Below are 23,321 nucleotides of genomic sequence, written 5' to 3'. Positions count from 1 at the left end.
TCACGCAAATATCTTCAAAGCCATACCATCATGCCCATTTCAAACGGATGGGTCAGCAAAGGCTGATATGGATAGATGCGAATGTAGTACTCCAGTTTCCCGCATAAATCCGGAGTGAGATTCAATGCAAACAGGTGTTCTCCCGATTCTTCGACCCCGGTGAACTCAAACCGGAAATGCCTGAATTCGGATAGCTTGCTCTTTTTGAGCTGACGGCAGATCAGCAGCTCGACGATTACATCCTCAGGCTTCAAACCGTTCAGTATCGCAGCGACCTCAAAATGCAAAGCATCACCGAAGCTGATGCGCTTGGCTGGCGTATCCAACCGGCGAATACGGACCCCTCCCCACGCCTTTCTAACAAAAGCTTTCCAGGCTGCGGTTTTTATCGCACCCTCGAAATCATTCTCAGAATAAACTCTGCCCTGCCTGCTGGCCGGCACATAAAATTTTTCGGTGTACTCGTTTACCATGCGCGCGGCGTTGTAACGCGGCAGCAACGATATCATCGAGTTCTTGGCCATCTTTACCCATCCCGACGAGTAACCCGGCTTATCACGAGTGTAATAGAGAGGCACAACATGGTCCTGCAGGGTTTCATAAAAATCTTTGCTTTCTTCCCTGTCGCGAAGCGCTGGGTCCATATTCTCCGGTCCCGGTTTAATAGCCCAGCCATTTTTGCCATCGTAACCCTCCCCCCACCAACCGTCGAGCACACTCAAATTAATCGTCCCATTGATACCTGCTTTCATACCTGAAGTACCGCTTGCTTCCAGTGGATATACCGGACTGTTAAGCCAGACGTCCACCCCGGCTACCAATCGCCGGGCGAGGCGCAGATCATAATCCTCGATCAGAAATAGTCGCCCTTCAAATTCAGGCATCCGTGCAACCTGGCTCACGCTGCGGATCAGATCCTGCCCGGGAACATCTACCGGGTGCGCTTTGCCTGCGAAAATGATCATGACGGGACGCTCCTGATTGAGCATGATCCTGCGCAACCAGTCGAGATCCTGGAATAGCAGTGTCGCCCGCTTATAGGTGGCGAAGCGGCGGGCAAAGCCGAGCGTCAGGATGTTGGGATTGATCGGATCGACCGATTTCAGCAGCCGGTCCAGGTGCGCTTCAGACCCGTGATTCCGGGAGTTCTGCGTGGCCAGACGCGCGCGTATCCCGTAAAACATCTGCGACTTCAGGGTTTGACGGACGCTCCAGAATAAATGATCCGGTATTGCACTGATACGGGACCAGTATTCGGTATCACACATGTTGTTGCGCCACTCATAGCCGAGATACCGGTCAAATAAGTCGGACCATTCCTGCGCCAGGAATGTTGGCACATGCACACCATTTGTGATGTAAGCGATCGGATTTTCCTCCGGCTCGATCTGGGGCCATAAATCCCTGCATATGCGGGCCGATACATTGCCGTGTATCTTGCTTACGCCATTGTGGAACCGAGAACCGTGAATGGCGAGCGCGGTCATATTGAAATCATGGTTACCCGGGACACGGCCAAGCGCCATGAATTCTTCACGGGTTATACCGAGGTCATGATAAAATTTTTGGAAATATGTATTTATCATGTCATCGCTGAATTGGTCGTGCCCTGCCGGTACCGCGGTATGAGTAGTAAATACCGTGCTCGCGGCCACCGCCTCCAGCGCACTTGGAAAATCCAGCCCCTGCTGCACCAGGCCGCGCATGCGCTCCAGCATCATGAAAGCCGCGTGGCCTTCATTGATATGCCATATCGTCGGCTTGATCCCCATTTCCTGCAGTGCAAGTACACCCCCGACGCCGAGCAGGATTTCCTGCTCGATACGCATGGACCTGTCGCCGCCATAGAGCTGGTGAGTAATATCACGGTCATCCGCTGAATTTTCCGGAAGATCCGTATCCAGCAGATAGAGGGTGACATGTCCAATTTTGGCACGCCAGATCTTTGCCTCTACTTTGCGCTGAGGTAATTCCACGTCGATCCGAACTTCCGTCCCGTCATTGCGCAACACCGGTGCCACCGGCAAATCTTCAAAATCAGAATCGGTATAGGTGACCCGCTGATTGCCCTGATTATCTATGGTCTGGAAGAAATATCCCTGACGGTAAAGCAATCCAACGCCGATCAACGGCAAGCGCAAATCGCTTGCTGCCTTACAGTGATCCCCCGCCAGAATACCCAAGCCGCCGGAATAAATGGGAAAGCTCTCGTGGAAACCGAATTCGAAACAAAAATACGCCACCTGATCGTTTGCTTTGAGACCTTTGGCGCCGTCACGCCGTACCGGTTCGGAATGATATGAATCATAGGCAGAGAGAATGCTGTTGTAATTAGCCAGAAACACCTGATCCTCGGCTGCCTTCCACAACAGCGATTCATCCACGCGCTTGAGAAATGCCTTCGGATTGTGGCCCACCGCTCCCCACAGGCTGGGATTCAGGCGCGAAAACAGCGAGCGTGTCGAGCGGTCCCAACTGTACCAAAGGTCATTAGCCAACTCTTCGAGGCGCGCAAGCCTGGGGGGTATTTTGGGGTTGACAGCAACAGTAAAGACGGTACCAGTGGGCATATGTAATTTTCCTTGCAGGGGTGGAAAAAGTGTTATTCAGGCCCCGAGAGGGGAAAATTCCCTGATGATTTATATTCTAATGAAGTGCTCGCGGTAATGCTTCAGCTCGGCGATGGAATCATAAATATCCGAGAGCGCTTCATGCCTGGATTGCTTTACCAGACCCGCCAGGATTTCAGGTTTCCAGCGTTTTGCCAACTCCTTCAAAGTGCTCACGTCAAGGTTGCGGTAGTGAAAATAAGCTTCCAGCCGCGGCATCCATCGCCCCAGGAAACGTCGATCCTGGCAAATGGAATTGCCGCACATGGGCGAGATCCCCGGGGGAATATGCTCTTGCAGAAACGCGATCATGGATGCTTCAACCTCAGCTTCCACCAACCGGGATAATCTGACCTTATCTATCAGCCCGGAACGGGTATGAGTGGACGTGTTCCAGCTGTCCATGGCATCGAGTACCGTGTCTGGCTGGAAGACGACCAATACCGGCGCTTCCGCCACTACGTTCAGTTGAGAATCAGTCACTACCAGAGCGACCTCTATGATGCGGTCGTTCTCCGGGCTGAGGCCGCTCATTTCCATGTCTATCCAGATGAGGTTGTGGCTATCTTGTGCCATAATGGGAACGCAGTCCATGAATTTTCAATGCGTTATTGTGTCATATCCGATATCAGCGCGTCATCTTCCATCCAGGTTTCGTTCGCTTACTTTAGATTTATGCAAACGTTCACAGCTGTTTTTCTCATCGCTTTATCGCTTACGTTCGTGACGCGGATGTGGCTCTCAGCCCGACATATTCGTCATGTTCTCGCTCATCGTGGCAGCGTTCCTGCAAATTTTTCTTCGCAGATCAACCTTGAAGCTCATCAGAGAGCGGCTGACTATACCTGCGCAAAGACGCGCCTGGGTTACGTCAGCATTTTGTTGGAAACGGCGGTATTGCTGATATTGACCTTGGGAGGGGGAATAGATGCCCTATCCTCATTCTGGTCGGCCCGATTGAATAATCCGCTCATTCACGGGATGGCGCTCATCCTCAGTACCATGTTGCTGATGGGCTTATTGGAAATTCCCATAAGCTACTACCGGAACTTTGTTATCGAGCAACAATTCGGCTTCAACAAAATGACGCCCCGGATGTTCCTGCTCGATCTTGTCAAACGGACACTAGTCGGGCTTCTGCTCGGCGTTCCACTGCTGCTCGGCATTTTATGGCTAATGGATAAGATGGGTTCGAACTGGTGGTTTTATGCCTGGCTGGGGTGGATGGGTTTCAATCTGGCTCTCCTGGCCGTGTTCCCCACCTGGATCGCTCCGCTATTCAATAGGTTCACGCCGCTTGAAGATGCGCCACTCAAGGCGCGCATCGAGCAACTGATGCGAAAATGCGGCTTCAGAACCAGTGGTCTTTTTGTAATGGATGGCTCGCGCCGGAGCAATCACGGCAACGCTTATTTCACCGGTTTTGGAAATACCAAACGCATTGTTTTCTTCGATACTCTATTGGCGCGTTTGGATGTGCCGGAAATTGAAGCGGTGTTAGCGCATGAGCTGGGGCATTTCAAACGGCATCACGTTATCAAGCGTATTGCGTGGACGTTTGCTATGAGCCTCTTGTTCTTATGGTGCCTCGGGTATTTAATGCAACAGCCCTGGTTTTACCTGGGGCTGGGTGTCCATGCTCCATCTGTACCTTCTACTGCAACAGCCCTATTGATATTCTTCCTGGTCATGCCTGCGTTCACATTCCTGTTCCAGCCAGTCGCCAGCCTGTATTCCCGCAAACATGAATTCGAGGCTGACGAATACGCTGCGCATAATGCTTCCGCAATGGACCTCATACGCGCATTGGTCAAACTCTATCAGGACAATGCCGCGACACTCACTCCCGATCCGCTGCATTCCGCTTTTTACGATTCCCATCCTCCGGCTTCGCTGAGGATCGCGCGCCTGCAGAGCCTGGCGCGAAATTGACCGCTAAAGCATAATTATAGTTTCTTATAACTACCAGGAGCGCCAATGAATAACGCTGTCGATGATCTCACCATGAAAACATGCCGGCCCTGCGAAGGCGGCACGCCCCCCCTTTCATCCAGCGAAATAACCGAGCTGATGCAGCAGCTCGATGGATGGGAATTTCTAGAGGCCAGAATTGGAAAGGATTACCATTTTAAAAACTATTATCAGACCATGGCTTTTGTCAACGCCATTGCATGGATCTCACATCGCGAAGATCATCATCCTGATCTAATGGTTGGCTACAACAAATGCCGGGTTGAGTACACGACTCATGCCATCGGTGGGCTGTCCGAAAACGACTTTATTTGCGCGGCAAAAATTGACACCCTGTTCACAATTTGAGATCCAATCCGCTTTCTACCGCCTCACCGCCCGTTGCCGGACAAATAATCGCCGCCTTTGGCAGGCATTTCCTCGTAAAAACCCAAAGTGACGCGGTTCTCCCATGCGTAATGCGCGGAAAGAAGGGTGGCGTGGCGTGCGGTGATCAGGTAGAAATTCAGCTTACGGGATCGGGACAAGGTGTAATAGAGCGCATTCTTCCGCGCAGCACACTGTTGTATCGTAGCGATGCTTACCGCGAAAAACTCATCGCTGCAAATGCCACACAAATAATTATCGTAGTCGCTGGGGTCCCTGGTTTCAGTGAGGAGCTCATCAACCGATGCCTTGCTGCTGCCGAGAGCCAGCGGCTCAAGCTTCTGATTGTACTCAATAAGGCTGACATCGTTCAGCCAACGCACGCTGCAGCGACCAAACTTGCTCTCTACCGTGAGCTCGGCTATACGCTCTTGGAACTGAGCGCCAAATTTGATGCGGCGCCCCTGTTACCGTATCTGCGAGGGCAACTCAGCGTTCTGATAGGCCAATCGGGTATGGGAAAATCCACACTCATCAATACGCTTATCCCCGAGGCCGAATGCGCGACCGCTGCAATTTCCGTAGCGCTTGACACCGGACGCCACACTACTACTTATGCCCGGCTTTATGAACTTGACGAGCACAGCGGCATCATCGATTCTCCGGGTTTGCAGGAATTTGGCTTGCATCAACTCAATGGCGAGGAATTGGCGTGGGGATTTATAGAATTTCGTCCCTACATTGGACAGTGCAGATTTACAGACTGCCGGCATATGCATGAGCCGGACTGCGCGCTCGCACAGGCGGTGAGGGAGGAAAAGATCAGCGCGCGTCGCCTCGTTTTTTATCAAAAGCTGGCTGCGTCATCTGCCGCCATCTCGTGAGCGCGGCATGAAATCTTAAACAGTCCGGGACGAAAACGGGCGGTACCGAAACCAGTACCACCCGCTGAATGGATATTCGAAAACGCCAAACTGTTTTTCGCCTAGGCCTCCTGAACGGCAGCCTGACGCATACCTGTATTAAATTGAAAATGGCTTAGCGGTAACGCACCGAATAGTAGCGATTCTCTCTCGGAACGGCGCTTTTTATTGAAGTCGGGTTGTGCGTCAAACGTCCGCAGCCACTCAATGTACTCATTGGGCAGACCATGCTCAATGGCTCCCGCTATGGCAGATGCTTTATACCATTGATATGGCAGAAGCGGGTCCTCCCTATAGCTCGCTACATATGTTACCGCGATGTAAGTGCCGGTTGACGTGACGACTTGGATATTCGTTTCACTATATCCAATCCCCAGTCCTTCTCTTTCTTCAAAGCTCGGCTTCTCTTTCTTGTTTATCTTATAAAGAATCCCATAAGCCCGATCGTTCGGATTGCCCGTGAGCTCGATATCACATTTTCCGGAGCCGTCGCGACTTATTTTACCGAATGAGAATCGACGTCCCTGAACAAAACCGACGTCAATAGCTACGGCGGACGGCGCTCTATCCGGGGCATTAATTCTGCGAGACAACATATTTGCACCATATGCAAAGTAAAGAAATGTTTGAGTCGATTTGTTTAGCATGATTTTACCGATATAAAGAGGTTAAAGAAATTAATCGCTTGCGTATTACAGATAGCTAATAAACAGCCAATCAATTGCTATACGGCATCAGAAGATTGGGCGCCGAATATAGAAGACTAGAGGAACAAGTCATCCTGGATGGTGGCAATTCCTGCGCTTCTCCTGTTTTTCTTTTTAAATAGGGGAGTCCCGCGCTTTTTGGGTTTCAGGCAATGAACTCATATCGCCTGTGATCTCTTTTAATTTCATTGAACGTTACGCCTAAAGATGTGCGTCATAAGTGCTGCCCGTTGTCATCTCGGGAGAATAGGCTCCCTCACATTGTCTGCGGTCGTGCTCGAATTTTTTCCATGTACGGCTCCGCTCTTTTGTTTTGGTGGTATTTGCACTGCGCAGGACTTTGCGGTAATCGCTCCATGCCTTCCGTTGCGCAAGCCGTCGGGTTTTATAATCGCTTATGCTCCAACTACCCTTCAGCGCGTCACGCCGCGCTTCCAGAGCATTTTTTGTCGACGATGACCAGTCGCTAACCATATTAGCCAACGTGGTATCACGAGTATCGATGGCGCTTTGTATGCACAGAACATCGATCTTGGAAGAGACTGTCGTTGCGGATTGTTGCGCAAGAACCGGGAGCCCGGCGAATATGGCACTACTGAGTAGCAGCGCTTTGACCAAATTGATTTTCATGTGATAGTACATCAATATATTTTCACAACTTCACAGTTTCTTTATGTTTTATACACATATTCTTCACATAATAGGCAAAATTTTTTTGAGATTTAGTGTGAGCGAATAAGTGGAATTAAAATATCAACCGTATGCACGAGCTTCTCTGATATAAATTTATTGCGTCTTTCACTGGAGTCGGAATCATTCTTCAATATACCGTGCAGAAGATGTGGGGCGGGTAGACTGGATAGACCCGTTTTGCTTTCCCGCCCCCCCCCGAAAGGCTCGTTTTTACGCCATGGCACGGCTTAAAATCTGCTTATTGCGACGCGGTATGAAGCTGAAAAGATTGGGGTAAGCGAGCATCAGGTAAGTACTAGCCACGATGCCGAAGTCTATAGCCAGCCACCCAGCATTGATTTCCCGCGATGCGAGAATGGGAACCGCCCATAGCAGGAGAAGACTCAAATTCAATATTAAAGCGGAGATACGATGAGTAGTTTTCACGGAATGACTCCTGAAAAGAATATTGTTTAAGGAATTTCACGCTAACTATAAGAGTGCCCTGAGCAGCTTAGAATTTATTAATAGAACCTAGCTGACATACAGATCACAATTACTTAACAAATATTATACATATTCTTCACAACTTCACAAGTATTTTACATTTAGTACACATATTCTTAACATTATGCGCAAATTTTTTAGGCCGATGAACTAATGCGGGCGAACGAGCAAAATTGAAATTTCAACCGTTTGCACCAACTTCTCCGCCACCGAACCGATGACCAGGCGTTCCAGCCCACGGCGCCCTTTTGTACCCACCACGAGTAACTCGGCTCCCCACTCGGCAGCAGCATTTGCGATAACTTCGGCTATCCCGTTCAAGCCGTATACTCCGTCGGAATTCAGCAAGCGGGTTTCAACCCGCGGTACGGCACTTGCCGCCGACGCGGCCTGCCCCAGCAGGTCCGCCCCGGCTCGCTGATTTTTATTTTCTTCGTCATCCGCTTTGGCCGCAGCATGTACTATGCATAGCTGGGCGCCGTCGGTTGAAGCTATATGCAGAGCCTCCTGTAGAGCGAATGGTGAGGTTTCATCGCTGCCGATTGCTACCATGACCTTCCTGTACATACGAACTCCTGTTTGTAGACGATCCACTATATCCGACGAGCGGATGTGCTAGTCCGCCCGCCGTCCTTTGAATGACCTGCTCAGTCGACCCCGCCACCCGAGAATTTCTCGAAATACTTTTTGATGATGACTTTGCTTGGAATTTTTCCGGCCTGGTTAAAGACGAGATAGTTGACAAGCCCGTGCACCGCCAAGGCGACGATCATCCCTTCGAAAATGCCGATCTTGAATACCAGCAGGCCGGTAACCGTGGCAAGAATCAATGCATATTGCCCGTAGTGGGCGACGTGCCACAGACCCATGATCATTTTCCAGCCCGAGAAAATCATGATTGCAGCCAGCGAAAATTTCGGCAGGTACTCGAGGTAGTGTGAATTGATCACGAAGAAGAGGATGACAGACCCTACGACGAGATTGGAGAATTTTGTATAAGCCCCGGCAAGCTTGTTGGTCGTGCTTTTAGCCAGACCATCGAGATTGGTCATGCCTCCAAAGAAGCTCGAACCCATATTGGCTATCCAGATGGCAAGCAGGCTGTTGTTGGTGTTGCATTTGCGGCCCAATGGGTCTATTTTTTCGATGGCGGCATTGCTCATGACCTGCTCGATCACATCGATGGTCGCAAGCATCGCGCAGAAGCCGATGAGATATACCCAGGTCATGGCATCTTCTACGTGTGGTATCGGGAGGGCAAGCTTAAGCTCCACATCATCCACGTGCAGCATGGGGACGGTTATGAATTGGGCTACGATTATGCTTGCGCCGATCAGCAGAAAGTATGGAATTGCGGGTTTCGAGTTCTTGAACCTGGAAAACAGATACACGAACATGGCAAATCCGGCCAGCGATATGAGGACCATCTGTACACGGGCGCCATTCCAGAATGCGTCAGCCGTCTCCTGATCCGCAGGGATCTCATAAGTAAACGTCATAAACTTAAGCGCAATCTTTAAACCGACTCCTGCCAGCAACCCCTCGACGAGATACGCCGGAACAGCCAGCAGGATATACCGCTGCCAGTTGTATTTCCACACCACTGCCTGCATGGCAGATGTCAGGAAAATGGCAAATGCCATGTTTTCGATGCCGAAGCTGTGAACGCCCAAAGCCAAGGCGGGCGCCAGGCCGGCCGCCACCCCTGGCACACCGATATAGTTGCCCGGCCGGAAGAAGGCATTAACCCATCCGATGAAACAGGCAAAAACCACCGTTGCCAGCGCCACCTTGATGGGATATTCCGACATCATCGCGATCCCCGTTGAGAGGGGGATGGCCATGGCTCCGCATATAATCCCCGCCTGCAGGTCTCGGGCAATATACTTTGCCTGGAACCCGGCCGATCCAGGAGCGACGACCGGTGCCGCTGTTCCGCTGGACCCGTGATCATCCGTGGGAAGCGACTTATCTGAAGTATGTGAGCTCATACCTATCTTCCTTTTAAAAATTTAACGAATAAGATTTATGGAGAATACCCGGCACGGTAATGCTTTCGGTGACGCCTCGTCCTTTGCCTGCTTTCGCCGCATACTGGAAAACGGATACACCGAAAGCGACTTCAAGTTACTTTAGAAGCTCGTCTTCGGCCATGTAGATAGAGGTGCCGTGTAACAGTCTGGCAATGGTTTCTGCCACGAATCACGGTGGTTACTCATCAGTTATTTTCTTTGGCTTTAAAGACGGCGCTAACATAACATCGGATATGTGAAGATTATGTATATTAATTGTCAAGTTTTTGTGAAGTACTTTAAATTATCTTCACATTTGATTTTCCCTGTGTCTTATATAAATCTAAAATTTCCTTATTTTGTCGCTCTTTAAACATAGACTTATAATTATTATGCTTACTATTACGGGTATTAGATGCATAAGCCAATTTCATCACGAATGTGAAGTTTATGTAAAATTATGGGCAGCGCTGTAAAAATGGTAATAACTGATATGAAATGGGTTTCCACTTACACGTGCGCTAACTAATATGCGGGGCGGAAATAAACGCGGTCGGAGGCCATCGCTAGTCGAGCATGCGACATGAGTGAATAACGCACTATCGAGCAAATGCGCCTAAGGATCGCTTCAGCCGGACAATTGTCCGTACTTTATGGCCAACACTCTCAATCTTTCTAAAGTAAAAAAGGGAGAAGAAAGAAAAGAGCAGGAGAAAGAGAAAGAAAGGAAAAGGAAAAGGAAAAGGAAAAGGAAGTAGGCAGGGCAGCGATAAGTCTTGCGCTGCCCCGATTGAATTAAAAACCAGCAATTGTACCAACGCTTAGTTTGTGCCGCTAACCACTTGGTCCAGTGTCAGGAGGCGAAAAAAGCCTCAATAGATCAGATAACCCTGTTTTTTTACCAGGTGTTCGAATATATCCAGCATAAGTTTTACCGTGATTATTTCTTCTGATTCATTCTTTCCCATGCTTGCGTGACCATTGCGTCCGTTTTAGAATGTTGCGTAAGTTTCGAGAACCCATGGCGCCGAAGCAATTGATAAACCGTTGAAGTTGACACTTGTCTTCCTACCCGCCTTTCAAGCTCAGCCTTTAATTGGGGTATAGGAAGAATACCCGTATCTTTTGCTTCGCTGACGAACGGCGCAAGAAACGTTACCTCTTCGTCAAGGCTCATCCGCGCATGATTCCGAAGGCCCTTTTTTGTCTTTACCTGTTCTGTGCCGATTTCGATACGCTGGAACCGCGTCCGCAGTTTTCCGGTACGGCTCTTGGATAATCCAATGATCGTAGCCGTCTGTTCCAGCGATAGCCCAAATTCCAGCGGCAGGAGTAATGCTTGTGCAGCACGCAACGCGTCAACCGTTTTGGCTGATGCGATCCTCTCCTTCGCAGCCTCAACAAACTCCCGTCCCGTCGCAGGTCTTGCCATATCACTCTCAAATAAATCAATTAAATCAAATAATTTTAGGTAATGAACCCCGGATAACCGCTTAGGCCAGCCATCAGCAGGATCGCGGTGCGGCCCAACATATAATTCGAAAAACTCTGTGTTGTAACATGATCAACCTCTCAAATAGTGCGTAAGCCCAGCAAACACGACTATAAGCGTGCTGCCAAAAAACCTGGACCCAGTTAGGTAGGAGATGTGTCCAGGGTTAATGGCTGAGTAGTGAGAAAATATGCCCGAAACACATGAGTAACTTCGCAAAATCCAAGTCAGGTTTAATATGAAGCCGCTGGCCCTTCAACCCAGGAACAGTCCGAGATTAGGCACATGCCTCCAAAATCTTTTAGTTTGGGGCGAAGTGCATTAATCACCTTCTGTGCTGTAGGTTCCAGGCATGCGAGAATCAACAAGGCATTAGTCTCCTCAAAAAAGATATCGTCAGGGCGTCGCGACCCACGCGAACCGAGACCGCCAGCTGACTTGATGAACGTGTAGCCACGCACGCCAATTTCACGCAACAGAGCTATCAGTTCTTCGAGCTTTTCCTCATCAATTACGATCTCCATCCGTTTCATTGCTATCGTAGAATTCATGGTTTTCCCCGAGAATAATTAAAGAGAGGGCCGTATAACCGCAGCGCCCTGTTATTGATGTAACGTCCTATCGAAACGTACTATCAGCCCAGAAAGTGCTTTACTAATGCCACCTTGGTAATGATAGTACGTCCATCTTTTTTTGCGCTGAGACTATGCTACGCCTTTAAACCATTTCGCCATTTCCCAGTAGATCGGCACTCCGATGAAGATGTTAAATGGGAAGGTAACCCCTAGAGACGCACCGATCGATACCGCCGGATCCGCTTCTGGCACCGCGATGCGCATGGCTGCGGGAGCCGCGATGTAGGAACAACTTGCATACAGAACAGCCAGCATCATGGTACCGCCCGTAGATAAACCGAATGCGGCGCCCAGGAATGCGCCAAAGAACCCCGCTGTTAACGGGAACAGTATGCCGAACACGAGCAGGAACGGGCCTTTCGCCCTGATCGCCGACAACCGCGCCGATGCCAGCAAGCCCATTTCCAGCAGGAAGAGCGACAGCACGCCCATGAACAGGTCCATGTACATCTTATCCAGCGGCGCGACAAGTTTTACCATTCCGGCGTAGTAACCGATGATAACGCCGCCGACCATCAGAAAAATACTCGTGCCGGTCAGTATCTCGTGCAACAATTTGCCCCACTGGGTAGTGCCCTTGGCACCCATGCGCGCCAGCACCGTCCCCGTAACCAGCGCCGGTATCTCCATAAGCGCCATTATCAGGACCATGTAGCCTTCGGACGTCTCCTTGATACCTTCCAGGAAGGCGAGGCCGACGGCAAAGGTTACCGCGCTTACCGAACCGTAGTGGGCGGCAATAGCGCCGGAATCGGCCTGACTAAATTTCCCCAGCTTCTTCAATATAGGATAGGCCGTCAGCGGCACCAGCGCCGCGAGCACAACCATCGACAGGGCGATGGGCAGTACGTCCATGATCTCGTACTTGGCCATCGATACTCCACCCTTGAAACCAATGGCTATCAACAGGAAAATGCTCAGGCTTTTGTATAAGGCCTCGGGGATCTTGAGGTCGGATTTCAGTACGCCAGCTAAAACGCCCAATATGAAGAATCCCACTACAGGTTGTATGGTTGGCATCGCTTATCCTCCTATTTTGATCAGTTGTTGTAAGGATCTGCGCGATTTTGCCAGCGCTATGTCCCAGCCTCTTTTGTGTTGCATGTGGCGTTTAAGCACTTTCTCTCCCCCCAAATTGACGTTGCTATTCATAACGTTACCCTCAGCATTACTCTATTTACATGTACTGCACCCCAGCATTAATTGCATAAATCAGGTTTATTACGCATTGACCTGCCTCAACTTCTTCCTGGCTTCTTCCCGACCGCACACGCCTGATGAAAATGATTTTTTGATTGACTCGCCTCCAGAGAACGGGTGGCGTCTGCTCTCGCAAAAAAACTTGTTTCACAGCACCAGCGCCGCAGTTTTCGTGAACGGCAAGCACAGCCACGCGGCTATCATTCGGTTTCTTGAATGCCCCTATATGAATTTTGAGCTGATTCGTACCGACCCGCTTCACAACACATATCTTCTAATCCGGTCGCAGAGACAGCACCTTCATGAAATCCACCCGCTTCCAGCAATTTGTTAACTTCTCAAAGACACTTTTCAAACATACGATTGTCATAAATTCCTCCGAAAGTAAGGAATTTCTGAAACACAAATGGAATTAATAACAATTTGGATACAACCGAACAGCTGAGCCAATAATTTGCTGTTATGGCCATTTTCCATAAATTATTTATCCCATTGATCAGCAGTTCTTCTTCGGAGTTTGATAAAAATAGTCTGAAATTAAATCCCCGTACGCGTATCCCAATAAAATATCTCGTACTAAGTACTTGAATATTCACCAAAATATGTGGTTAAGCAAAGACCCGTTTAGTTATAGGGGATATAAATTTACGGATGAGGCGAAAATTAGCACACCATATGTGAAAAAAATATTTTGTATGTGTGATTAATTTGTGAATACCGAAGAACAATCAATTTTTTTAAAAAAGTACTAATTTCTTATTGAATTCAGTCTCCCTCACGAAACACATAATGCCGATTAAAATCTAGCTGGTGTCCAGGTTAAAATTGAGATGGCACGAATTCGACTTGGGGTGTATGACCACGTGGGTTATCTGACGGGTTGTAGACGGGTTGACTGGCGGGTTGACTGACGGGTTTGTGTTGCATTCCGCTGTCGGGCATTCCTGAGAATGCGTGCTTCATGCAAAGGCTGCGCGAGCGACATAACAGCATTCCCCCAAGCTGAGCTGCGCGCCGAATGGGTATGTGATCGCGAGAAAAGCGAATGTCGGGCAAGCTAAGTGCACATTGCATGTTTTATGCATGCGATAGTGCCCATCAAGCGGATATGTCCAGTCTACCAGCACGCTCGACTGGTACACATAAACGGAGGAATTTAGTGCCAGGATGACGCCGGTGCAAGTGGACCATGATTTGAGCGATAGCCACATCCAGCGCGGCGAACAGGGGGCTGTGACTCCCTCTGCGCGCACAGTTAGGGCTGCGCCGTTCTGACACGCCAACCGAAAGGGGCTCGGCGGCTGCGGGTGATCCCACACCTGGATCTGCGGGTTCTCACCAGGGAACATCAAAATTAATTCTGGAGTTCGCGAGCAGGAGGCGCTCGCGGCTTTGCTAGCGGGCTGCTTTGTGAGACTTTTGGGGTTATATGAGGGAAGCCTCGCGAAGCGAGGGATCAAGGCAACGGCCCGGGGCCGGGACGCGCTTCGCGCGTGATTATCAACTTCGTTCCCAACTTAGTTGCCAACTGAGAGAACCTGTTCAGAGATTCCCTTCAATCATGCCCGCGCTGGGGTTTGATTATTCTCCGGGGTCACGTCTCTTTCTGCTGGCCCACTCTTTCCCATGCTTGCGCCACTAACATAGTCGTTTGCGGGTGCTGCGCCAGTCTTGACAATCCGTGACGCCTGAGCAATTGATAAACGGTGGATGTCGATACTGGCCTGCCTATGCTTCGTTCAAGTTCAGCTTTCAGTTGTGCGGCGGGGAAAGCACCTGTGACTTTTGCCTGGGCAACAAATGGCGCCAGAAATTTTACCTCTTCTTCAAGACTCATCCGGGCGTGGTTTCGCAATCCTTTTTTGGTTTTAACCTGTTCAGCGCCGGTTTCGATACGCTGAAACCGTGTCCGGAGCTTCCCCGTGCGGCTCTTGGATAATCCAATGATGGTAGCCGTCTGTTCCAGCGATAACCCAAACTCCAGCGGCAGGAGTAATGCCTGGGCAGCACGCAGCGCATCAACCGTTTTGGCTGATGCGATTCTCTCCTTTGCAGTCTTAACGAACTCTCGTCCCCTAGCAGGTCTAGCCATTTTTATACTCAGTCAAGTTAAATATTGGAATAGGTCCCGGCTAATATCAGCCGGGATTCGGTTTGACCCAGGATTGATCGTCACCTGAACCACTCTTCCAGCTCAGTATGAAACCGCCGGTCCTATAACCCACTGACAATCTGAGACCAGACACATGCCTCCAAAATCCTTCAGCTTGGGGCGAAGCGTCATGATCACTCTTTCCGCCTGCTTTTCTTCACAAGCCAGGATTACGACCGCATTATCTTCCTTCAGAAAAGGTTCATCGGGTTTCCGTTCTCCGCGTGAACCCAGACCGCCAGCCGGCTTGATAACGGTATAGCCCCGCACATCCGCCGACCGCAATAACTCGATCAGGTTATCGAGCTCCTCTTCTTCGATGACGATTTCGATCCGCTTCATCGATATTAAAATTTCTGGTCTTAACATCATAGTTTTTCTCCCAAAAATGTTTACGTGATAGTCAGGATTTGAATGCTTTCAATCAGATCAGATCTATCTCTAATACTTTCGAATGACCGGCAACTTATTCCCCAACTTATTCCCAGGCAATCTCGCTTACTGCCCGGCCAGATACTGCGCAGCCGCGTAATAAGAAGGAATGCCGATCACCACGTTAAACGGAAAGGTACAGCCGAGCGACAGAGTCAAGTAAAAAGAGGGATTGGCCTCGGGTATCGCAAGTCGCATCGCCGGAGGTACCGCGATATAGGAGCAGCTTGCGGCGAGCACCGTCACCAGCGTGACACCACCCACGGAGTATCCGAGGTAGTAATGGCCCAACAGGAGTCCGAAGAACGCACCTATTAGTGGCATCACGATCCCGAAACCGACAAGGAACACACCCACCGTTTTAAATTCCGATAGTCTTTTTCCCGCTTCCATCCCCATGTCCGCAAGGAATATGCACAAGGCGCCCATGAATATGGTTTCAAAGAATGGCTCGATCTTCTTGTAGCTCGTATCCGACACCACTGCACCAATCGCCATTGAGCCGAACAGCAGCAGGATACTGCCATTGGTAAAGGCCTCGAGCAGCAAATGCTTATACATGCCCTTGTCCTGCTTTTGCGCTCCTCCCATGATTTTTCGCGAGTATCCGGCCAGCACCAAGCCAATCATGATCGCGGGTGACTCCATGATTGCCAGCATGATCACGGGATAGGCTTCATAGGTCACGCCGATCCCCCCCAGGAATGCCACCGCGGTCATATAAGTCCCTGCGCTCACCGAACCGTAATGTGCGGAGATGGCCGCGGCGTTGAGCGGATCGATCTTTCCAATGACTCGCAAGATAATGTAAGCGATGATAGGCAAGCCAATGCCAAATGCCAGGGCTGCCCATACGGCGGGAAGGGCGTCACCCATGTTTGACGAGGACAGCGCCTTGCCGCCGTGCAGTCCGATTCCGATCAGCAAGTAGATAACAATCATCTTGTGCATATCAGGCGGAAATTTAAGATCCGATTTGATTACACACGCAAACATCCCAAGGGCGAAAAATAATATCGCCGGTACAAGAAGACTGGAAACTGACATCGCTACCCCCTTATCTAAAAATTAGTTAAATTAGACTGCACGACTTACCCGCCTCCGAGATGGCGTCATGGGCACACTGGAACCTTCAAGTCGGGTAATCGAGTGGTTATGAACACGTCAGAGAAGAATCCATTGATCTACGGAGACCGCGCTGTAAACGTCTGGAATTTTTCTGAAGACCACAGTGGCCACCAAGCCGGTTCCCGCGACATCCCCTTCCACCGTGATAGAGATGAAGTTCATCAGAAGTTTCATCTCCGTTTAAGAGCTTTGTTCATTTCCCAAAAACACGCATGTCATATTTCTCTCTCCGATGGTGAATAAGAATTACTTAAACGGGAACGGACTTAATAACATCTGGCAATACAAGCGAACGGCTGACCCGCAATTGTTTTTTTATGTCCATCATTTAAACGCTTCCTCCATTGATCAAGCAGATCTTTTAGGCAATCTGATGACAATTAGTTTGAAATTAAATCCCCGGAGCAAACAAGCAACTGGGGCGCAAATTAACACACTGTATGTGAAGAAAATATTTTTTATACGTGATCATTTTGTGAATGTTAGAAGTGTTAAAAGCAGTGTTAAAGGGACATTTATATGTGAAAAAATAATTTTTTATGCGTGATGATTTTGTGAATGTCACCCGTAAACGTGTTGAAGGGCCTTAAATGTGAAGAAAGTATTGATGTGAAGAAAATATTTTGTATAGGTTATGAAATTGTGAATGTCATAAGTGTTAAAAGGATTTAATTCCATGTTGCATTCAATCTTCCACCAGAACTTTCCAACACATTCAATAGAATTTGCCTGGTCTCCAAATTAACATTGAGATAGCCTGAATTTACGTGTTACACAGCCAAGGGGTCTGTCTGACAGGTTTAAATTGCAACCCTGCCGTGAAGCGTCAATTAGAATTCGTGCTTCATGTGAGGTCGGGGATAAATGGTCGTGCAGGCGTTTCATCCTGGGATCACCTGTCGAAGACTTGGATATCGGCATCCTGACGGTACCTACGAGGAAATACCGAATAAGTAATACCTTATCTCGCAAGCAGGGACTCGACGATGGCCTTGCGCAATGGGCTGGTCTATAAACGAGGAAGTCGGACCCGAATAGCGCGCAACCGCGCAGGGTAGAGCAGGGCCTTCTGCAGGAAGGCGCGACCCAGAGCAGGATGCGGCGCCCGAAGCGTGGTGGTAGCGGCATTCCCACTGCCCGATCCCCGCTCCAGGGCGGGCCCTTCGCGCAGCGTTCTTGGTTCCCCATCGCGCTAAAGTCTGACGAAAGCTTTACATTGCTTACCGCATTTCAATCTGTGGCCTTCCCATCGAGTTGGAGAAAAATCGCCCGTGGGCATCGCCATCATCGTGGAAAGCACAAGCTACACTTCCATAGGGGCAATTTACTTACCAGAATTAAGACTTCGTGTTTACGTGCGAATCGCATGTTTGTGAAGAAAGCATTATGAATTCGTGATGAATTTGTGAATGTCGTACGGCAGTCAACAATATTCCAGCAAAGTTGTGCTTTTATGCAGCATTCATGCCATGATTAGAATTCAATGCTTGGGTATCTGCTTGATTGTGAGGAAAACATTCGGAATCCGTGATTAATTTGTGAATATTTAAATGATTTCTGCATATTAAAAAAAATTGTACTTATTTGTTAAATCCATGACACAATCAGTGTTATTTTATTTCATCTAAAAATAATATATGGCCGGCAATAGCAGTTAGAAACACAGCTAACAACCACATACAGACCTGCAATTAATTGAAACAGGCGGTTGTTTTCCATAATGAGAAACGGGGGTTGGCGCACCAGGAAATGGGGATCTTAAGCGCAATTCTGTGGACGCCAGCGATGGGTGCCTTACTATTGGCACTGATCCCCGACCGTGATCAAGATTTCACCCGTGCTCTCGGCAGGTTTTTCGCCGGTATTACCGTTTTATTCACCTGTTATCTGCTGTTCAGTTATGACCAGCGCGACGCCGGTCTGCAGTTCAACGAATACTTCGCAATCAATCCCAAGGTCGGCAGTGCGTACGCCCTGGGCGTTGATGGTTTGTCCCTTCCCATGGTGGCATTGGCCACGCTGCTCACATCAATAGCATTACTTGCTTCTTCCGGCATCAATATCGGTGTCAAGGGCTATCACATCAGCATACTGCTGACGGAATTTGGAATGTTGGGCGTGTTTCTTGCCCAGGACTGGTCTCTCTTCTATATTTTTTGGGAGGCGACCTTGATTCCCATGTTTTTCCTGATAGACCGCTGGGGTGGGCAACGCCGCCAGACAGCAAGTCTCAATTTTGTGCTGTATACGATGGGTGGCTCCATTTTTATGCTCGTCAGTCTGATTGCGGTCTATCAATACGTTCCGGAGCATGTCTCCCTGATGAGCGCAATGAGCCGGGTATCGGAGACCATGCCCAAGGATCAGCAGATTTGGGCGTTTCTGGGTTTCCTGATCGGCTTCGGCGTCAAGATGCCAATTTTTCCGCTGCATGGCTGGTTGCCGCTTGCCCATGTTGAGGCGCCGAGCCCGGTCAGCATTCTTCTGTCGGGTATTCTGCTGAAAATGGGAGCATACGGTCTGCTCCGGGTAGTGGTCCTCCTTCCGACAGCTGCGCTTGCTTTGCAGTCACTTCTGGTATTTCTTGCGCTGTTCGGCATGATCTATGGCGGATTGCTGGCTTGGCGGCAAAGCGATCTTAAAGCGATGGTCGCGTATTCTTCGATCAGCCATATGGGCATTGTTCTTCTGGGTATCGCCACGCTGAACGAAACTGGTTTCACCGGTGCGGTTCTGCAGATGAGCGCCCACGGTTTGATCGCGGGCGCATTGTTTCTGGTGGTCGGTCTGCTATACGAACGCACCCATACGCGCAACATACAGGACTATAGCTCGCTGGTTCAGGTCATGCCGCGTTTTGCATTTTGTACCACCATAACATTGTTGGCCGCGATGGGAATGCCCGGAACGGTCGGGGCGGTGGCTGAACTACATGCGATGGTGGGCGGTTTCAGGCAGTGGGGGGGCTTGATGGTGTTTTTCAGTCTGGCCATCCTGATCAGTACCGCTTACGCGATCCGTACCATTGGTTTGCTGTTTACAGGCCCGGTTAAGCCGCAAATGAAACAGATTGAAGATTTAAGGCCGCCTGAGTTGCTGGCACTCGGTGTTCTGGTCGGCGGCATCGTGTTGTTCGGCCTGCTGCCCGCATCGCTGGTTGATCTGTCGGCAGCGACCACTTCGCATATGAACAGCCTGATCAGGTTACGAATTCTGGAGGGTAGCGATGCCTGAAGCACACTTGAAATCCAGCCATCCGGTAGCAGACATACGCGAGCACATCACGCAAGCATTAAACCATCTGGACCATGTCCTGCCTGGCCAGGCGCCCATTCTCGATTTCGTGCACCACAATACGTTGCATGGCTTCCAGCATCTTCCCTTCGAAAAAGCCTTGGCTGAATTCGAAAAACTGACCGGCATCTCCGGTTATCTTCCAGAAACACAGAACCGTGCTTTTTACGGTCAGGGGCGTATCAATGACGACGATATCTCGGCGGCCCTCGCGCATGATGCCGCTCTACAAGCGGAACAGATTATCTGCAAAGTAAAAGATAGAGTCCTAACTCGTGGGGACGTGTATCGCGTTGCATTGTTATTCGACCTGCAATCCTTGACGGTCAGCCAGCTGAATTGGCAAATAGAAGAATTGAATGCGTTGGATTCCGTGCAAGCCGATGTACCGTTAAAAGTTCATAAGCAATTGTTTGCTGACAGCACCAGCCCGGAAAGCGTGATAAGGGAGCTGTGGGAAGGCATTCTGAAAAAACTCGGAATGAGACAAGCTGGTCTGCACCCCGAAAATTTACTTGATTTATCGTTGGAGCAGGCTGAGGAATGGCTGGAACACGTCCATGAAAGAAGCCAGGGGGCATCGGTTCATCAGCAAATGCAACAGCAGGCAAACAGGGCGCTGGATGAATTGCTCGGCCAACTGGGCGATAGCATCACGTTGCGCGGTTTGATCATGGCGTTGAGCGGGACCGATGTTCTTGACTCTATTCGCCCGCAACTGATACGTATTTGCGCCTCATGCATGGACGAGGGCATCGCGGCATGGCAGATGCCTGAGCGCAGCCGATTGGGTGTTTATGGCGCTTGGCGAGCAGTTGTTCAGTATGACGCGGATCCCTTTCTGCACGAATTGCCCGATTGGCAGGAGATCATCGCGGAATTGCCTGCGGATGCGGTAGATACCATCATTCTACAATTGACGCGACTGGAAATACCGCAAGCAAAATGGGAAGGATATCTCCGCCGTTTGGCGCTCGAATTACCCGGCTGGTCAGGCCTGATCAACTGGCGTCAGCATCATCCAAATTATTATGCGGTCGAGGATGCGAGACCTAACCTCGCCGATTATCTGGCCATACGGTTAACGTTGGACCGATTCTGGCTAAACCGTATTTGCCATGAAAATTGGCGCGTCGAAGCCAGGTTGAGCGGATTGCAGACCTATTTCCGTAAAAACCTGTCGGAATTCCTGGTGCGCAGCCAGTTGTACAAGAGGAGGTTGCCGGAATACCTTACCGAACGGGTAGCGTCTCTGATCCTGCTTGCAGGTTCGGAGCGGCATGAGCGTGCGGACTGGCAGCGTGTTGCTGATCTGATTCAGACTTGGCAATTCAGCCCGCTGGCTGAATCCCAAGACACGGAACATACCATCTATAGTAGTGGTTGGCGGCTGTTTCGTTTATGCCAGCACCTGGGTCTGAACGCCTCGCACGTACAGGAACTTGAAAAAAGCGATTTGCTCCAGATGCTGGCGCTGCTGGATCAATTTTCGCCGGCAGAACGCGGTAAAGTCTGGCTGTATGCTTACGAGCGGCATTACCGCGAAGCTTTTTTTCAGGCAATACGCGCTAACCATAATCATGGAACATGGGCTCAGCGCGATAGACGCCCCGACTCACAAGTAGTTTTCTGTATAGATGATCGGGAGGAAGGCTTTCGCAGGCATCTGGAAGAACTGAATTCCACAATCGAAACGCTCGGGGCTGCGGGCTTTTTTGGCGTACCGATGAACTATAAAGGTCTGGATGACACCAGGGTTACGCCATTGTGTCCCATAGTGGTAACACCCGCCCATGAGGTGCGGGAAATACCCAGGCCCAAAACTGACGAAACGTTCTTGCGGCATAATGACGGACGCAGATTGGCACAGCGCGCCGCTAACCTGATGTACCAGAGCTTACGCAGGAACCTGTTGCTTTCACAACCCCTTATTGATGCGATTGCACCGGTTACCCTGGCTGGATTATTGGCAAAAACGTTGCTGCCTAAACGCCAGCAAACCGTTCTGGCGAGCATTCGCCAGGGAGTATCCCCCGCAGTGGACACCCAGCTGATGTTTACGTCAACGGATACCGCAACCATTGCCACGCCGGATCACCCCAAGCTGGGCTTCACGGATAAGGAACAGGCCGATCGCGTTGCCGGTTTCCTGCGCAATACCGGGCTGACCTACGGCTTCTCGGAAATAGTGGTATTGATGGGGCACGGCTCCATTAGCCAGAATAACCCTCATCTGGCGGCGTATGATTGCGGGGCTTGTAGCGGCCGCCATGGCGGCCCGAATGCAAGACTGTTCGCAGCGATGGCCAATCGGCCGGAAATACGCAAACTGGTGGCCGAACGTGGCATCAATATCCCATCTGATACCTGGTTTATTGGCGCTGAGCATAATACCTGCAACGAGGAAATCACCTGGTATGACATAGGGGATGTTCCAGGAGAACGAAAAGCTGCGCTCACCAAATTAACGGGTGAATTGCGCCACGCGCAGCAAATGTCAGCACACGAGCGCTGCCGCCGGCTGGCATCGGCACCGCGTAACCCCACCCCGGAGCAAGCTTTGAAGCATATTGAAGAGCGCGCTACCGACTTTTCCCAGGCCAGACCTGAACTGGGGCACGCTACCAATGCCGCGGCAGTGGTCGGACGCAGATCGGTAACCCAGGGTGCGTTCTTCGATCGCCGCGTTTTTCTGATTTCCTACGATCCCACGCAAGACCCGGAGGGAAAAGTGGTGGAAGGAATCCTCCTGGCTGTCGGACCCGTCGGCGCCGGAATTAACCTGGAGTATTACTTCTCTACCGTTAACAACGAACGTTTTGGTTGTGGTACAAAAGTACCGCATAACGTCGTAGGAATGTTTGCCGTGATGGAAGGTGCGGCCAGCGATCTACGCACCGGCCTGCCGCGGCAAATGATCGAAATTCATGAGGCGGTGCGCTTGCAGATTCTGGTGGAAGCGAGGACATCAATCCTGGAACAAATCTATGGCCGTCAGGAAAGTCTACGTGAATTAATATCCGGCGGATGGATATTGCTCAGTGCCAAGGACCCCGATACCGGTGAAATATTTATTTTTGAGCGCGGGATCGGGTTCGTCCCCTGGCGAGCCGAGGCAAGAGATCTACCGTCGCACAAAAATTCCCCGGACTATTACCGAAGTCAAACCCTGCCATTACCGCCCGCCCTGATAAGGCAATCCAGACCGGAAGGAACCTGAG

Annotated in this window: 19 protein-coding genes; 5 read left to right on the top strand and 14 right to left on the bottom strand. The window is 50.2% G+C overall.

Translation table 11 applies throughout. The features are described from left to right. Positions 1-14 precede the first annotated feature (14 nt). Together glgP and orn are read right to left on the bottom strand one after the other, a co-directional pair. Entirely contained in the window at positions 15-2,570 is a 2,556-nt protein-coding gene (gene glgP, locus BMX00_RS02245; RefSeq protein ID WP_090826629.1) for an alpha-glucan family phosphorylase, read from the bottom strand. 69 nt (positions 2,571-2,639) lie between these two features. Next, complete coding sequence (gene orn, locus BMX00_RS02240) at positions 2,640-3,185, bottom strand: oligoribonuclease (protein ID WP_090826881.1); 546 nt, start codon at positions 3,183-3,185, stop codon at positions 2,640-2,642. A gap of 99 nt (positions 3,186-3,284) precedes the next feature. Between orn and BMX00_RS02235 the strand changes: the two genes are divergently transcribed. The 3 genes from BMX00_RS02235 to rsgA all read left to right on the top strand — a co-directional run bounded on the left by BMX00_RS02235 (position 3,285) and on the right by rsgA (position 5,830). Further along, a complete protein-coding gene (locus BMX00_RS02235) occupies positions 3,285-4,541 on the top strand; it encodes a M48 family metallopeptidase (protein ID WP_090826879.1) in 1,257 nt (418 codons plus the stop codon). A 45-nt stretch (positions 4,542-4,586) separates the two neighbouring features. Beyond that, on the top strand, positions 4,587-4,928 hold the full coding sequence (locus tag BMX00_RS02230) for a 4a-hydroxytetrahydrobiopterin dehydratase (RefSeq protein ID WP_090826627.1): 342 nt from the start codon (positions 4,587-4,589) through the stop codon (positions 4,926-4,928). Positions 4,929-5,038: 110 nt separating this feature from the next. Beyond that, the gene (gene rsgA / locus BMX00_RS02225; RefSeq protein WP_090826878.1) at positions 5,039-5,830 is read left to right on the top strand and encodes a ribosome small subunit-dependent GTPase A; all 792 of its coding nucleotides are present in this window, start codon (positions 5,039-5,041) and stop codon (positions 5,828-5,830) included. Between the two features lie 101 nt (positions 5,831-5,931). Here rsgA and BMX00_RS02220 read toward each other — a convergent pair whose 3' ends face one another. The 12 genes from BMX00_RS02220 to BMX00_RS14940 all read right to left on the bottom strand — a co-directional run bounded on the left by BMX00_RS02220 (position 5,932) and on the right by BMX00_RS14940 (position 16,968). Beyond that, positions 5,932-6,516 carry a gamma-glutamylcyclotransferase gene (locus tag BMX00_RS02220; RefSeq protein WP_090826624.1) on the bottom strand — a complete coding sequence of 195 codons (585 nt, stop codon included), beginning with the start codon at positions 6,514-6,516 and terminating at the stop codon, positions 5,932-5,934. A gap of 261 nt (positions 6,517-6,777) precedes the next feature. Next, positions 6,778-7,206 carry a hypothetical protein gene (locus BMX00_RS02215; RefSeq protein WP_143053027.1) on the bottom strand — a complete coding sequence of 143 codons (429 nt, stop codon included), beginning with the start codon at positions 7,204-7,206 and terminating at the stop codon, positions 6,778-6,780. A gap of 273 nt (positions 7,207-7,479) precedes the next feature. Continuing rightward, the gene (locus BMX00_RS02210; protein WP_143053026.1) at positions 7,480-7,695 is read right to left on the bottom strand and encodes a hypothetical protein; all 216 of its coding nucleotides are present in this window, start codon (positions 7,693-7,695) and stop codon (positions 7,480-7,482) included. A 210-nt stretch (positions 7,696-7,905) separates the two neighbouring features. After that, positions 7,906-8,322 (bottom strand): universal stress protein, encoded by a 417-nt coding sequence (locus BMX00_RS02205; protein ID WP_090826618.1) that lies wholly within the window; start codon positions 8,320-8,322, stop codon positions 7,906-7,908. Positions 8,323-8,402: 80 nt separating this feature from the next. Next, on the bottom strand, positions 8,403-9,746 hold the full coding sequence (locus BMX00_RS02200; protein ID WP_090826616.1) for a SulP family inorganic anion transporter: 1,344 nt from the start codon (positions 9,744-9,746) through the stop codon (positions 8,403-8,405). A gap of 961 nt (positions 9,747-10,707) precedes the next feature. Further along, entirely contained in the window at positions 10,708-11,199 is a 492-nt protein-coding gene (locus tag BMX00_RS02195; RefSeq protein ID WP_090826614.1) for a winged helix-turn-helix domain-containing protein, read from the bottom strand. A 293-nt stretch (positions 11,200-11,492) separates the two neighbouring features. After that, positions 11,493-11,810: a P-II family nitrogen regulator gene (locus BMX00_RS02190; protein WP_090826612.1), complete on the bottom strand. Its 318-nt coding sequence runs from the start codon at positions 11,808-11,810 to the stop codon at positions 11,493-11,495. A 153-nt stretch (positions 11,811-11,963) separates the two neighbouring features. Beyond that, complete coding sequence (locus tag BMX00_RS02185) at positions 11,964-12,914, bottom strand: sodium-dependent bicarbonate transport family permease (protein ID WP_090826611.1); 951 nt, start codon at positions 12,912-12,914, stop codon at positions 11,964-11,966. A 1,774-nt stretch (positions 12,915-14,688) separates the two neighbouring features. After that, positions 14,689-15,186: a hypothetical protein gene (locus BMX00_RS02175; protein WP_090826606.1), complete on the bottom strand. Its 498-nt coding sequence runs from the start codon at positions 15,184-15,186 to the stop codon at positions 14,689-14,691. A gap of 102 nt (positions 15,187-15,288) precedes the next feature. Further along, positions 15,289-15,618, bottom strand: a complete 330-nt coding sequence (locus BMX00_RS02170) for a P-II family nitrogen regulator (protein ID WP_245727564.1) — start codon at positions 15,616-15,618, stop codon at positions 15,289-15,291. Positions 15,619-15,744: 126 nt separating this feature from the next. Continuing rightward, positions 15,745-16,725 (bottom strand): sodium-dependent bicarbonate transport family permease, encoded by a 981-nt coding sequence (locus tag BMX00_RS02165; protein ID WP_090826604.1) that lies wholly within the window; start codon positions 16,723-16,725, stop codon positions 15,745-15,747. A 117-nt stretch (positions 16,726-16,842) separates the two neighbouring features. Further along, positions 16,843-16,968: a hypothetical protein gene (locus BMX00_RS14940; RefSeq protein WP_281245889.1), complete on the bottom strand. Its 126-nt coding sequence runs from the start codon at positions 16,966-16,968 to the stop codon at positions 16,843-16,845. Positions 16,969-18,555: 1,587 nt separating this feature from the next. On the opposite strand from BMX00_RS14940, the gene BMX00_RS02155 reads away from it, so the two are divergent. Together BMX00_RS02155 and BMX00_RS02150 are read left to right on the top strand one after the other, a co-directional pair. After that, positions 18,556-20,040, top strand: a complete 1,485-nt coding sequence (locus BMX00_RS02155; RefSeq protein WP_090826874.1) for a complex I subunit 4 family protein — start codon at positions 18,556-18,558, stop codon at positions 20,038-20,040. Further along, positions 20,033-23,320, top strand: coding sequence for a DUF2309 domain-containing protein (locus tag BMX00_RS02150; RefSeq protein ID WP_090826600.1), 3,288 nt, complete (start codon positions 20,033-20,035; stop codon positions 23,318-23,320). Before BMX00_RS02155 ends, BMX00_RS02150 begins: the two co-directional genes overlap by 8 nt. Position 23,321 lies beyond the last annotated feature (1 nt).

Origin of the sequence: Nitrosovibrio tenuis, assembly GCF_900109785.1 — a bacterium.
GTDB lineage: Bacteria > Pseudomonadota > Gammaproteobacteria > Burkholderiales > Nitrosomonadaceae > Nitrosospira > Nitrosospira tenuis_A.
The sequence above is the reverse complement of the archived record's forward strand: the minus strand, read 5'-3'. Positions and strand labels throughout refer to the sequence as shown.